Annotated in this window: 11 protein-coding genes; 5 read left to right on the top strand and 6 right to left on the bottom strand. The window is 59.3% G+C overall.

Annotated features, from left to right (window positions below; all coding sequences use genetic code 11):
* Positions 1 to 57: 57 nt before the first annotated feature.
* Positions 58 to 825, top strand: a complete 768-nt coding sequence (locus FXN63_RS12505; protein WP_148815278.1) for a GntR family transcriptional regulator — start codon at positions 58 to 60, stop codon at positions 823 to 825.
* Positions 826 to 938: 113 nt separating this feature from the next.
* Here FXN63_RS12505 and FXN63_RS12500 read toward each other — a convergent pair whose 3' ends face one another.
* Complete coding sequence (locus FXN63_RS12500; RefSeq protein ID WP_148815276.1) at positions 939 to 1,685, bottom strand: DUF2076 domain-containing protein; 747 nt, start codon at positions 1,683 to 1,685, stop codon at positions 939 to 941.
* Between the two features lie 254 nt (positions 1,686 to 1,939).
* Between FXN63_RS12500 and FXN63_RS12495 the strand changes: the two genes are divergently transcribed.
* From FXN63_RS12495 to FXN63_RS12480, 4 genes are all read left to right on the top strand, one after another.
* Positions 1,940 to 2,809, top strand: a complete 870-nt coding sequence (locus FXN63_RS12495; RefSeq protein ID WP_148815273.1) for a CSS-motif domain-containing protein — start codon at positions 1,940 to 1,942, stop codon at positions 2,807 to 2,809.
* 260 nt (positions 2,810 to 3,069) lie between these two features.
* Positions 3,070 to 4,590 (top strand): CHASE2 domain-containing protein, encoded by a 1,521-nt coding sequence (locus tag FXN63_RS12490; protein WP_187395187.1) that lies wholly within the window; start codon positions 3,070 to 3,072, stop codon positions 4,588 to 4,590.
* Between the two features lie 15 nt (positions 4,591 to 4,605).
* Positions 4,606 to 4,980, top strand: a complete 375-nt coding sequence (locus tag FXN63_RS12485; protein WP_148815268.1) for a hypothetical protein — start codon at positions 4,606 to 4,608, stop codon at positions 4,978 to 4,980.
* Positions 4,971 to 6,644: a M48 family metalloprotease gene (locus tag FXN63_RS12480; RefSeq protein ID WP_148815266.1), complete on the top strand. Its 1,674-nt coding sequence runs from the start codon at positions 4,971 to 4,973 to the stop codon at positions 6,642 to 6,644. Before FXN63_RS12485 ends, FXN63_RS12480 begins: the two co-directional genes overlap by 10 nt.
* A gap of 61 nt (positions 6,645 to 6,705) precedes the next feature.
* Here the strand turns inward: FXN63_RS12480 and FXN63_RS12475 are convergent, their stop codons facing one another.
* The 5 genes from FXN63_RS12475 to FXN63_RS12455 all read right to left on the bottom strand — a co-directional run bounded on the left by FXN63_RS12475 (position 6,706) and on the right by FXN63_RS12455 (position 12,513).
* On the bottom strand, positions 6,706 to 7,998 hold the full coding sequence (locus FXN63_RS12475) for an aspartate carbamoyltransferase (protein WP_148815265.1): 1,293 nt from the start codon (positions 7,996 to 7,998) through the stop codon (positions 6,706 to 6,708).
* Between the two features lie 166 nt (positions 7,999 to 8,164).
* Positions 8,165 to 10,240 (bottom strand): DUF4214 domain-containing protein, encoded by a 2,076-nt coding sequence (locus tag FXN63_RS12470; protein WP_148815263.1) that lies wholly within the window; start codon positions 10,238 to 10,240, stop codon positions 8,165 to 8,167.
* 103 nt (positions 10,241 to 10,343) lie between these two features.
* A complete protein-coding gene (locus FXN63_RS12465; RefSeq protein ID WP_246165123.1) occupies positions 10,344 to 11,018 on the bottom strand; it encodes a tetratricopeptide repeat protein in 675 nt (224 codons plus the stop codon).
* Positions 11,015 to 11,842 (bottom strand): SDR family oxidoreductase, encoded by an 828-nt coding sequence (locus FXN63_RS12460; protein ID WP_148815261.1) that lies wholly within the window; start codon positions 11,840 to 11,842, stop codon positions 11,015 to 11,017. The genes FXN63_RS12465 and FXN63_RS12460 overlap by 4 nt, the downstream gene beginning before the upstream one ends.
* Complete coding sequence (locus FXN63_RS12455) at positions 11,839 to 12,513, bottom strand: iron-containing redox enzyme family protein (protein WP_148815259.1); 675 nt, start codon at positions 12,511 to 12,513, stop codon at positions 11,839 to 11,841. Before FXN63_RS12455 ends, FXN63_RS12460 begins: the two co-directional genes overlap by 4 nt.
* Positions 12,514 to 12,524: the final 11 nt, after the last annotated feature.

Below are 12,524 nucleotides of genomic sequence, written 5' to 3'. Positions count from 1 at the left end.
CACCGGATGCAAAGTCAGCGGCCTTCAGACCTGATTCACCCGCACCGCCATCACACTATGCCCGCTCACACCCGCAAGCAGCCCACCCCGGAACCCGCGTTGGAGCACACACCTTTGCCCGACGCCGATCCAAGCGGCATGTTGGCCAGCGTGGTGGGCGACGACAGTGCCGAGGGTCGCATCTACCGCACGGTGTTCGACAGCATCATGAGCCAGCGCCTGGCCCCTGGCACCAAACTGCCCGAGGCCTCACTGTGTGAACTGTTCGGTGCCAGCCGTTCCACGGTGCGCCTGGCCTTGCAGCGTCTGGCCCACGATCACATCGTGCAACTACGGCCCAATCGTGGGGCGATCGTTGCCGTGCCCACGCTGGAAGAAACCCGGCACATCTTCGAAGCCCGACGCGGTCTGGAAGACACCTTGGTTCGACTGGCTGCCGAACGCGCCACGCCAGAAGACCTGGCCGCCCTGCGCTTGCAGCTGAAAGAAGAGCACGCCGCCATGCACCGGTTCAAACAACCGGCATGGGTGCGACTTGCCAGCGGGTTCCACCTGAAAGTGGGCGAGCTTGGCCGCAACCCGGTGCTGCAACGCTATCTGATCGAGATGGTGTCGCGCTGCTCGCTCATCGTCGCTTTGTACCAGCCGCCCGGCAACGCCTGCTGCGAACATGAACAGCACGACGCCATCGTCGACTGCCTGGAACGCGGCGATGCCGATGGCGCGGCCAGGCTGATGGACAGTCACCTGCGCGACCTGGAGCGCAACATCTGCGTCAAGGCCGAGTCGCCCGACAATCGATTGAAGAACATGCTGGGGCTATAAACAAACATGGCGCGCACCATTGATGGTACGCGCCATGTTTGGGTAGCCAAAGCTTGGTGATCTTGAAGATCACCAAGCTGCCGGTTCATGTACAGCAGGCCACATGCATTGCGTCAGACTTCGTCGAAGTCACCGCCGTCGTCGAAGAACCCAAAGCCCGAGTCGCTGTTGTCGTAGGCCACATCCGACGGCGCATCATTCGGTGTGTCGAATTGCGAGTCGGACTGCGCGCCAGCATCGGCAGTCGGTTCCGGCTTGGCTTCTGCTGCGGCGGCTTCGGCAGTCTTGTCAGCCCCACCGCCAAACATGTTCCCCAGCATGCTGCCAAGCATCATGCCGCCCGCAACGCCCATTGCCGTGTGCGCAGCACCGGCCAGGAAGCCGCCCGCGCGGCTGGGTGCCTGCGGCTGAGCAGGCTGTGCCGATTGGCCGAACTGGCTACCCACCGGCGGCGTGCCGCCTTGCAAGGGGGTGCCGGCTGCCGACAGGGGCGTGCCCGCTGCGGACAAAGGTTGTGAGCCCTGCTGCGACGCAGGTGGCGAACGGCCGAAGAATCCAGCCGACAGACCGGACAAACCGGACGGCCGCGCCGTATCCGCAGCAAACCCTGCCTGCGGCGCAGGCGCGGGTGCCGGCGCGGCGGCACGCTGTTCCAGCTCAGTGATTTTCTGCTGCGCGGATTTCAACGCATGCTCTTGAACCAGCACGGTTTGCGCAAGGTAATACGCTGCACCCGGTTGTGCATCGATGCGCGAGCGGATGAACTGCTCGGCTTCCGGTTCGCGTGGCCCGCCTTGACGCTCGACCTCTTGAAGTCGCGAGAAAACGCCTTCGATCGCAATCCGGTCTTCGTTATTCATTAAAAGCTCCTGAACCAGTGATGTACTGCTACATGGCGAAGAGACCTCGTCCCCTCGCATCATGTAAATGGACGCGACCGGCACAGAAACAATCCTGATACTTACGATAGCTTACAAATAGTTGAACAAGCAGAAATGCAACACCGTGCGCGTCGCGCAAACAGGCAACTTACCATCACACGATCGGCCAGCGTAGACTCGATTCCCGGGTCAGTTGACACATAAAAATACAAACAAGCACAGGCGAATGGCTTATGCGCAAACGGCGTGAATGGATCGTAGCAGCGGTCATCGGTGTACTGCTGCTCGCCCCTATCGGCATCACCGGATACAGCGCCTTGATCACGGGTCGCCAAGCTGCCGTGACCGAGCTGGAGCGACTGACGTCCCACGTGCAACGCCAGGCAGCCGGTACCCGCGCGCAGATCGATGCGGCAGTCGGCGCTCTGAATGCGGAAACGACCTACGCGCCCTGTACTCCATCACAAATCCAGCAGATGAGCCGGCTGCTGGCCGGGTCCACCTATGTGCAGGGCCTGGGCTACGTGCGAAACAACGCACTCGTCTGCTCCACGCTGAACAACATCCAGCAGACGGTAGCCCTGGGTCCCGCCGATCAGATCGGGCCTGACGGATCGAAAACCTGGAACGGCATCACGCTGCCCAGCATCCCTGGCATTCAATTCAACATCAGCGCCACCAATGGTCATGCGGCCATTACCGTGCCCGATCTCGTCGGAGCCACCCTGGACATTGACGGGCGCATCTCGCTGGCCCAGATCGGCATCGGCTCAGGCACCTGGTTCCGCACCAAAGGCGTCTTCAAACCAGCCTGGCTTGAACGCTACCAGGGTGACGCCATTACGTTTTCGGACGGCGATTATCTGGTCGACATGCATCCGTCGGATGACGGCCAATTCGCCGCGCTGGCGGCCATGCCGATTTCGATAATCGATGAATACGTCGAGCGAGCCCTGCGAGACAAGCTGCCTTTGGGTGTGTTGATCGGCCTGTTGCTGGCCGGGACGGCTGGGCTGATCGCCAGACGGCAGTTGTCTGGTGAAAGACGTGCGGGCAAATCTCAAGACCAGTCGCGCGCTGGCTGCTTGGCGCAGAACGCCTAAGTATCTTGGGCCTGCTCGTCAAGAGCGCTGACGACATATTCGCGGCACGTCTTTTATGCGTGGGCTCTGACGCACACATTAATTAGTCACGGGCAAAAACCGATAGATCCGTGGCATGATAGATCATTGCAAAATGTCTCTTTTGTCACATAATGTCAGCCACACCCAAGTCGGTGCCCAGTGCAGGACCTTCTGCACCCTCTCGCTCGTGGCCGCATCTATTCAAGCAGGCACTCCGGGACCATCCTTCCGACTTTGATGTGTCATCGCTGCTTATACGACTTGTCATATTGATTGTGGCGTCGTTTGCGATGCTGATCGTTGGCACGAAGATCAATAGTGACAGCCTGGCGGTGACTCGTTATATGGCGAGTTCACAAGCCCCAATTGGCGCAGAGTTATATCCTCTTGCCGCCAGAGAACAGATAACCGTGTTGATGTATGACACGCAATTTCTGAACGAACAAAAATCAGCCTGGCCGCTTTCCTATATGGATCATGGCGATTGGCTCGAACGTATCGCAACCAATCCGGCAGGCCGGCCCAAGGCCATTTTTCTGGACATTACCTTCGGGCAGCAGCGCAATGACCGCAGCCTCCCGAGCCTGATTCAAACCCTATGCAGAATCAGGGGCGAATATGGGGTCCCGATTTTTCTGGCCGCATTGCCATCCCCTGTCGATGGCCAGCTCAAGACCCGACCTGAAATACAGGCTGCCACGTTGCCTGATGCCACACCATGCGTGAGCTTGGTCGGCGTGCGTTACACCCCCGATCCGATCGATCGCCATGCGTGGAATTACCCACTGAGCACCCACTTGGCGGGTAAGCAATGGAACCCCGGCCCCGCCAGCGACCCGGCATCTTTCCGAAGTGCGGCAATGGCCATCGCCCAAGACGTCGCCGGCATCGACCTGGGTGTGGAAACCGAGCCCATGGCCTTGATCTGGGCGGCAGGCCGGCCCGGCATTCAACAAGAGATCGACAAACCGGACCTGCTCTCCTATTGCCAAGCCAGTACGTTCAGCGGGACGCGTCTTATACCGGACCTGTTGCGGCAACTTTGGGAGGACAGCGATGAGATTCCTCCGCCTTGCCCGATTCATCAGACCTTGTCGATGATCCAGACCGAGACCATGAGCGAGGAGGCGCTTGCTCCTTATCTTGTCGATCGGTATGTCATGGTGGGCGCCGCGGTCGCTGGCTACAACGACCTGGTCAATTCCCCGGTTCACGGACTGATCCCAGGCGTCTATCTGCACGCCATGGCACTGGACAATCTGTTGACTTACGGTGACCAGTACAAACAGAACAGTGCGTGGTATCCATTCCCGCCCGCCGGGCTGATCGGCGCGGGCCTGCTGACCATCTTCATCGTGTTTGCGATCCACATCGCGACCAGAGCGCTGCGGGAAAGACTGTCGATCCGACTGCGCGTGTTCCTTTCACGGCATGCCAGGCTGGCGGCAAAAGTTCAATGGCTGACGGACGACGCAGCAATCGACCCAGCAGCGTCTCCACGCCAGATCGCCAGCGCGGCAGGTTCGCGTTTGCTCAAAGGGGCATTACAGCTTTTCGCATGGATGCTGCGGCTCAGTATTCAAGCAGGACTTGCGCTATTGCTGATCTCAGCGCTTCAGATGTGCTTTCGCATCGGCATGTTGCCAGTCGTCGAATTGCTTGGCATGACGCTTTTCATCGAAGCGTTTGACTACCTGAAAAAAATTCGCCTTTTCCTTTGGCCCGGAACGGACAACGTTCCTGGTATTCACAAACCCTGAACGCATAGGTAGTTTATGAAGCGCACCGTCTTGACCTCGATTTTGTTCGCGGGCATTGCCTTTGGCAGCAGCGCGCTGGCGCAAGGCCAGATTTTGGGCCCAAGTCCCAGCACGCGCGACAAACTTGACCTGTACGATGCACCCGGTTCCATGCAAGCCATCGAGCAGGTCAATACCTCGACCATCACGTTCCCCTTGGCAGTCAGTGCACAGCAAAGTGGATACAGCGCTGTCGACCTCGGCGGAAAACAGGTCTGGTTGCGCAACGCACAGGTGCGCTCGCTGCGTGAATCCAAAGCGTCGTGTAATACCGGCATTGCACCTGAGCGCACAGCCAGACTGGAGGCGGTTGCGTCGACGCCGGGCGCGGGTGCCAACGCATGCAAGTAAGCCAAATAAAAGTGAGCCGGCTGCAAGCAACCCCAACGCAGCGCAGACCCGCGTGGCGGGTTTCCCACTTGGCAGGCACAGTCATAATTGCCCTGCTTGCGGGCTGCAAAACCATGCCGGAAGCCATCTCGACACTGTCTTTACCAGGAGTGGCAGCCCCAGCGCCGCTGGTGTTGAGCGCTCCCCTGCCCGCGCCCGAACCCCGATCCTGGCCAGACCCGGCCGTTGATGTACTGAATCAACGTGCACGCGGATACGGCGTCGCGCAAATGCCCGCCATGCAGGGTTATCTCACTGGCCTCCTGAACAAAATAAAAACGCAGGCTGGCGTACCCCAGTGGCCTGGCGAAGTATATGTTCTTGCGTCTCCTGCCCTTGATGCCTATGCAACGGCGGCGGGCAACATTTATGTCTCGCACACGTGGCTCGCATCTGCAGAGAGCGAAGATGAAATCGTTGCTTTGCTCAGTCACGAGTTTTCTCACGTTTATCTTCATTATCATCAGCTTGAAGGTGCAATCCAGACTGGCGATCAGGCAGCGGTTTTGGTCGCCGTAGGCATGACCTTGGCAAAGAAAACCGCCAACGCGGCTGGATGGACTCAGGTCGACAGCTTGGTTGCGGGCTATGCGCTTGGACGTGAACTGGCTGCGTCAGCCTGGGGCCGTTCGCAGGAATCGGCGGCAGACGAATTGGGTCTGAAAATCAGCCTGTTGCTTGGCTACAGCTATGAAGCGGGGTTCAAGGCGTTTCTGGAACGACAGGCAGCATGGGATGAAAGCAATGCTGCAAGACAAGAGAAGGCCAAGCAAGCAGCACTGGACGAGGTAAAAGCCAAGGCTGCGGCGTCTGTCATGGCGAGCAACAAGGGCCCCAGGTCTGAAGTCACCGACGTCATGTACAGCCAGCTGGCGCAACTCCACGCGGCCTTTGGCGGCATTGTGCACAGCGGCACACAAGGGATCGGCGACTTATGGAAGAAGTCGTCCAGCACGCATCCGGAGACCATTGCTCGCATGGATGCTTTGGCGGCGACGGCGGAATCCGTGCCGCCAGGACAGATCAGCGAAACGGCGACCGTTGCACCGTGGTTGGCCGCACAGCGTAGTCGTGACACAGCAAAGACGCTCGCCCACTATCAACTCGCCGCGAAGGCGCTTGAAGATCCCAAAGCACCCGATGCGATGACATACGCACGCGAAGCTGCAAGCGGCACCACGGCCACGCATGCCTACCCGCTTGTGGCGCTGTACAAGGTACAAGCCGCGCAAGCAGCCTCGTCGAATAACCGTCGCTTGCCCGCCGACCCAGGCACGACGCTTGACGCAAATCTTGCATCAACCGCAGACCGGGCATGGTTGAGTGTGGTCGAACGCAGCAGCCAACTGAATTCGGCAGGCAAAAGCAAGCAGGCGCAGCAGGTCATGGACCAAGGGTTCGCATACTTTGGCGACGCAGCCAATGCCTGGCCAGATGCCATTGCCTTCTACGCCCCGCTGCGTGGCTGGGATGAAGCCAAACGCATGGCACAAACCTGCAGCCAGCGTTTCTCCAACATGGCCAATGCCTGTCGCGACGCGGCGGCCAGCCCAGCCGACAAAGCCCGTTCAGAACAACTGACCAAGCAAAAGGTCGATGGGCTTCTCAAACGTTTAACCAAGTAATCGTAGCGCGTGCCTGACGCAGCCATACATGCGTCATGCACACGCCAGGTCAGCAAACGCGTCAATCCATCCCGTGAAACGGCGCGTCGTCCGGACCCAGCTGGGTGGGCGGGCGCCACGTGGCGTCGCGCATCGAGTGCTGCACCTGGTTCTGCACACCGAACAAAACCGCAAAGATCGCCATGCGCACCGGAATCCCGTTATCGGTTTGGCGGAAGATCGCCAGCCGGGAATCGTGGTTCAGATCCACGCTCAGATCATTGGCATCGGGCCGGCTGTCGCGCGGCAGCGGGTGCATGACCAGGGTATCGCGTCCACACACCGCATCGACCAGCGCCTGGTTGATCTGGAAGTCTGGCGAATAGCCCTCGAATGACTCGTCCGCGAAGCGTTCTTTTTGTACGCGCGTGGCGTAGACGATATCCGCGCCCTTCAGCCCTGCACGCAGGTCATTGGTCTGTTCGACCACGTTGCCATTGCGCGAAATGCGGTCAACGATGTAGCTGGGCAATTCAAGCGTCGGCGGCGAGATCAACGTGAATTTCAGGCCGCGATACAAGCTCAGCAGCTTGACCAGCGAGTGCACCGTGCGCCCGTATTTCAGATCACCGACCAGCGCGATATGCGAACCATCCACGATCTTGCCCAGACGCGAGAATTCGCGCTGGATGGTGTACAGGTCAAGCAAGGCCTGGCTGGGGTGTTCACCCGGGCCGTCGCCTGCGTTGATGACCGGCAAATTGGTGGCACGTGCGAATTCTGCCACCGAGCCTTGGTCCGGGTGACGGATAACCAGGGCGTCTACGTAACCGCTCAACACCCGGCTGGTGTCATAAATGGATTCACCCTTGGCCATCGACGAAAACGTGAAGCCAGTGGTGTCACACACCGAGCCGCCCAGTCGGCAGAAGGCCGCGCCGAACGACACTCGAGTACGGGTGCTGGCCTCGAAGAACAGGTTGCCCAACACGGCACCTTCCAGCACGCGTGAAACTTTCCGGCGTCGTGCGATGGGTTGCATGATGTCAGCCACGCGGAACAAGGCATCTACGCCATCGCGGGAGAACTGGTCTACGGATAGCAGCTGCGGCTTGCCTTCGAACAGGATCGGCTTTTGCGGATCAGTCGAATATACACTTTGCGTAGCGTTCTCGGCGCTGGCGGCCGCTGTCAGGATTTCCGCGATGAAACGCCCGGCAATTTCCGGCATGGCGCGCGACTCTTGCGACTCTTCCGGCAGCAGCCAGCTGTCCAGTGCTCTGCGGCCTACCCCGATGCGGTCGGCAAACGCGTCGCGGGTCATGTTGAGGCGGCGCATGGCGTCGCGAAGAAGGCTTTGCTGCGGAACGCTCACGGCGATTTCCCGATTAAAGAAATATACACGGAGCGCATACTACTCCGTCGCCAAACGAACGCAACATCCGTGCGCGCTGTGTTGCAAGTTAGCAATAGCCATCTGCTGCCTACTGCCAACGTGTACACCACGATGACCGCCTTCCAAGCTGAGCTGAACTCGCTGTTCAAGGGACGATCTGGATATCGCCTGGAACCGGGCCGACGATGGCCGTCTTGAATTCAGACACCAGCACGGTGTAACCGCCACTGGTGTCGTTACCGTTGTCATCGATGATCAGGCTGGTTTTACCTGTGGCAGTGTCCGTATAGATGAGCGCATATGCCCCTCCGTCAAAACTGTAGCCAAAGCCGCCGTTGTACGCATTAGCGCCGGAGATGGCTTTGATATGGTCAGCTTGATTGATGCCTGAGAACTGCCCACCACGAAGCGCAACCTTGTCTCCGGCACCGAAGTTCTCGATGATGTCTCCCCCTTCGGTGTTGGCATCGTAGGCGTAGGTATCTGCACCATCGCCACCGATAAGCGTATCGGCACCTGGGCCACCCACGAGCAGATCGTTGCCGTCACCCCCCATCAGCACATCATTGCCCGCACTGCCACTCAAGAAATCGTCATGTGCGGAGCCCGTGACGGTAAAGCCTGGGCTATGGGCCGAGAGGTTCACGGTCACACCAGCAGCAGCCGTGGAGGCATCTACCCGCTGAAGGTTCACGAGGGCACCGTTTACCGAGGCGTTCAGGCTGGCAGAGGTGGCGGTCAGCCTGAGCGTGTTGGTTCCCGTACCGCCATCAATGGTGTCAGCGCCTTCGAAGCCAACAAAGGTATCGTCGCCAGCGCCGCCGCTGAGTTGATCGTTGCCCGCGCCGCCCTGCAGCACATCGGCCTGGGCCGAGCCGAAGACGGAGATTCCTTCGGACTGAGATGAGAGATTTACCGTTACGCCGACAGCCGCTGTCGAGGCGTCCACTTGCTGCACAAGCACGAGTTGTGCATCGTTAGCTGTGTTCAGGTCGGCCGAGGTGGCGGTTAGTCTGAGCGTGTTCGTGCCTGTGCCGCCATTGACAAAGTCCTGCCCGTCAAAGCCGACAAACACGTCGTCACCATCACCGCCATTGAGGTTGTCCGCACCGGTACCGCCTTCGATGGTGTCATTGCCGTCACCACCCGTGATGACGTCATCACCCGCGCCGCCATGAATGATGTCGGCATTGGCCGATCCGGTGAAGGTGTCGCCCAGGCCGCTCAAGGTGACGTTCAAGGCACTGGTCGCAACGTTGGTGTAGACGGCTCTGATGCGCGAACCCGCGGCACCCTCCTGCCCTGCCGTGACGCCGCTCAGGTCAAAAGTCGCCGACGATGCCACGTCGATGATAAGCGTCACATCAGCCGTGTCTTTGGTATCCATGTGACCGAAAGCCATCTTGCCCAACGCGGACGCCGCGGCGCTGAAGGTGCCGCCATCGACCAGACGGATCTCTTCGATCGAGGTAAGTGTGCCTGCCAACGTCTGGCCAGAAGCCGTTACGCTCAACACATCGTACCCACCACCGCCGTTCAACGCATCGCCCGCGTTCAAGGTCCCGGCGGCAACGACAAACCTATCGTTCTCACTATCGCCGGTGAATGTGTCTGCACCGGTCGTCAAGGTAAAGGTAATCGGTCGGGGTGCAGGCGGGACCTCTTCCGGAGGCAAGGTACTGGCCACCACCCTGGAGATCGTGCTGTCTTGTGAGGCCGTGGCTGCCGCCAGACTCGACGCGCTGTCGGTGACGCCCGCCAGCCAGGTCTTGGCAATCGCGGCACCCGCATTGGTGGAATACGCGTTGATCTCTGCGGCCGTGTCCACGCTGGCCGTGAACTGCAAGGCGGCCGCCACCTTGTTGCTCATGGCCAGCCTGTCGGCAATGGTCTCCGAATTCTGTGCCGCAGACATGATTGCAATCACGAGGCTGCTGACCTCGAGCGCGTTCGAATCAAGCCGCCCGACCCAGTATTGCAGCCCTGCAGGTTCCGCATGACGCGCCAGCAGATTCACATAGATGGCGTCAACGATCTGCGCGTTCGTCCTGCCGGCATACAAGGCCTGGTATTCGGGCGACGTGGTGAAGGCCTTGGCGACCGCCGCCACGTTTCCGTCCCGGGCAGCCTGCGCTTCCCAGAAGGCCAAGCCATTCGGATCGGCCGGACGGCCGAAATAGGCGATATAGAGCTTTTGGATGTCGGCGGTGTAATCATTCATGTAAGGCACCCTTACCTGGACACGGTGAAACAGGTAAGGAAAAGTATCATGAATAATCTTGCCGTACTGAATGGAATTTGGCAGACAGGCCGAGCCTTACTCCTTATGGCAACTTCTGCTGAAGTTTCGCAATGTCTTCGCGACGTCCTGCGTCGGCAATTTCCCGACCCAGCCGCGGCGGTGCCTTCAGCGCACGTTCCAGATACACCGCCGCATCGGCCTTGCGGTTTTTCTGAACCAGATAGTCCGCATAAAAATAGTTGGGATCAATGCCATCGGGGTTGATGGCCAATGCTTCCTTCAACAATGCTTCCGCCTTGTTGTCGTCGCCGAACCCGATGGGCCAGCCTGGCACCTTGAAATACAGCACCCCAAGACTGTTCTGCGCCGAACCTTGAAGTGCTTTCGGGTCGATTGCGATGGCCTGCTCATATTGCTCGCGTGCTTGCTTGGCCAGACCAAGTGCACCCAGGCCGCCCTTGGCACCCGCCCAGGAACTGAGTGCAATGCCAGCCCAGATATGCGGCTCTGCACGCTGCGGGAACTGATCAGCCAATGCCTGCGCTTTGGTCGACAAGACCGCGAACCTGTCTTCTCGTGTTTTTTCAGGCGCTTGGTACTGAATGATCGACCATTCGCGCTGGATGTCAGCAATGCCGTTGTCCAGCGCAGCGGGCTGCGCCAGCACCGGCAGCGCAGCAGACAAGGAAAAAAGCGCGGCGGCGACGTACACGCGCCGCAGGGATACAGCCAGAACATCTGCAACAGGAAAGTTCATGATGGCTTCCGGTTCAATTGAGTCAGAGAAGAAGGCAAGGTCTGCAACGCGTGCCGATGCTTGGTGAATGCGCCATCCATTGCGCCAGGGCACAGTGCATTCAATCGCGCCGCGAGCTGTTCTATCCATCCGATTCCGCGTTCGATCCGCTCGCTGCGGATCATCTCGATAATCGCGGCGGCCACCTTGTCGACAGAGTCGGTTCGCGATCCAGTGACCGTGTTGAAGGTCGTTGCCCGCGCATCGTTGAACTGCGTATCGACCGCACGTGGGGCAAAGTATTGAACCTTCACCGAGGTTTCCGCCAGCTCACGACGCAGCGATTCAGAAAATGCACGCAGGCCAGCTTTCGTCGCGCCATATGCGGCAAAACCAGGCACCCCGATACGGGCAAGCGTCGATCCGACATTGATTACCTGAGCGCGCGGCTGCTTCATCAACTGTGGCAACAGGCACGACGTCAACAACATGGGGGCCAGGAGATTGGTGTTGACCATTGCCTGCGCGTCAACGCTGCTCAGTTCAATGGAAGGGCCAAAACCAGGCACCCCCGCGTTGTTGATCAGGACGTTGACATTTCTGGCCTGCGCGACATCACGAATGGCTGCGCGTCCGGCATCGGTCGTGATGTCGACCACCAACGCATCGAGCCGGCTGCGATCCGACGCGCCTGCACCCAATTCCGACGCAAGTTTCATCAATTTGTCTTTGGAGCGTCCGACGAGCAACACCTTGGCTCCCTCGTGAATGAGCAGGCGTGCTGTTGCCGATCCAATACCACCTGATGCGCCCGTCAGAACCACCGACGTCTGAGACAGTTTCATACGCTTGACTCCATCGTCATGCGCGACAAGGGCAAGCTGCGGAAGATATCGCCATACAAGCGATAGAACATCGTGGCCGCATGCACAATTGCGCGTTGATCATCGGCGTCGTCGATCATGTCCATCAAGTCGGCAAAATGCGCCGTGTGCTCTTGATCCAGCGTGCCGTGTGAACGCAGATAGCTCATGGCCGAATCGGGCAGGCCCAGGCCTGTCTGAATATTGTCGGCAGCCGCCAGCGCAAGCGCGACACTCGTGCCTTCAAGCACATGCACCATCCCGAAGAATCCGAGCGGATTACCCCGTGCAATGGTGTCGTATGCGTAAGCGACCATGACTTCAGTAGCCGCCCCCGGACCGGCCCGACGGACCGCATCCACATCGCCACCACAGGCCGCAATGTCATCGAGAATCCACACATCGTGGCCTATTTCTTCTTCGATGTATTCATCCAGTTCCGGGGCAAGCCACGCGTGATGCTCGGGCAACGCAGCACGACAGGCCCGAAGCAAGGGAACGGTATGACGAACATGGTGATAGGCCTCTTGAAGAAACGCCAGATAGCTTTCCAGCGATACCTCACCGCGCAGACAATCCAGCACGATGGGTGCACTCACGAGATGTTGACGTGCATCTTGCGTGCGAGCGACGAGTTGATCGAAAAGCGGCATGACAATGTCCT

The organism is Pigmentiphaga aceris, from assembly GCF_008119665.1.
Taxonomy (GTDB): domain Bacteria; phylum Pseudomonadota; class Gammaproteobacteria; order Burkholderiales; family Burkholderiaceae_B; genus Pigmentiphaga; species Pigmentiphaga aceris.
Note: the sequence above shows the minus strand (reverse complement) of the source record. Positions and strands in the feature narration are given on the sequence as shown.

Coding starts and splice junctions, on each gene's coding strand:
- FXN63_RS12505 (WP_148815278.1), top strand. CDS start 58: ATGCCCGCTCACACCCGCAAGCAGCCCACCCCGGAACCCGCGTTGGAG.
- FXN63_RS12500 (WP_148815276.1), bottom strand. CDS start 1,685: ATGAATAACGAAGACCGGATTGCGATCGAAGGCGTTTTCTCGCGACTT.
- FXN63_RS12495 (WP_148815273.1), top strand. CDS start 1,940: ATGCGCAAACGGCGTGAATGGATCGTAGCAGCGGTCATCGGTGTACTG.
- FXN63_RS12485 (WP_148815268.1), top strand. CDS start 4,606: ATGAAGCGCACCGTCTTGACCTCGATTTTGTTCGCGGGCATTGCCTTT.
- FXN63_RS12480 (WP_148815266.1), top strand. CDS start 4,971: ATGCAAGTAAGCCAAATAAAAGTGAGCCGGCTGCAAGCAACCCCAACG.
- FXN63_RS12470 (WP_148815263.1), bottom strand. CDS start 10,240: ATGAATGATTACACCGCCGACATCCAAAAGCTCTATATCGCCTATTTC.
- FXN63_RS12465 (WP_246165123.1), bottom strand. CDS start 11,018: ATGAACTTTCCTGTTGCAGATGTTCTGGCTGTATCCCTGCGGCGCGTG.
- FXN63_RS12460 (WP_148815261.1), bottom strand. CDS start 11,842: ATGAAACTGTCTCAGACGTCGGTGGTTCTGACGGGCGCATCAGGTGGT.
- FXN63_RS12455 (WP_148815259.1), bottom strand. CDS start 12,513: ATGCCGCTTTTCGATCAACTCGTCGCTCGCACGCAAGATGCACGTCAA.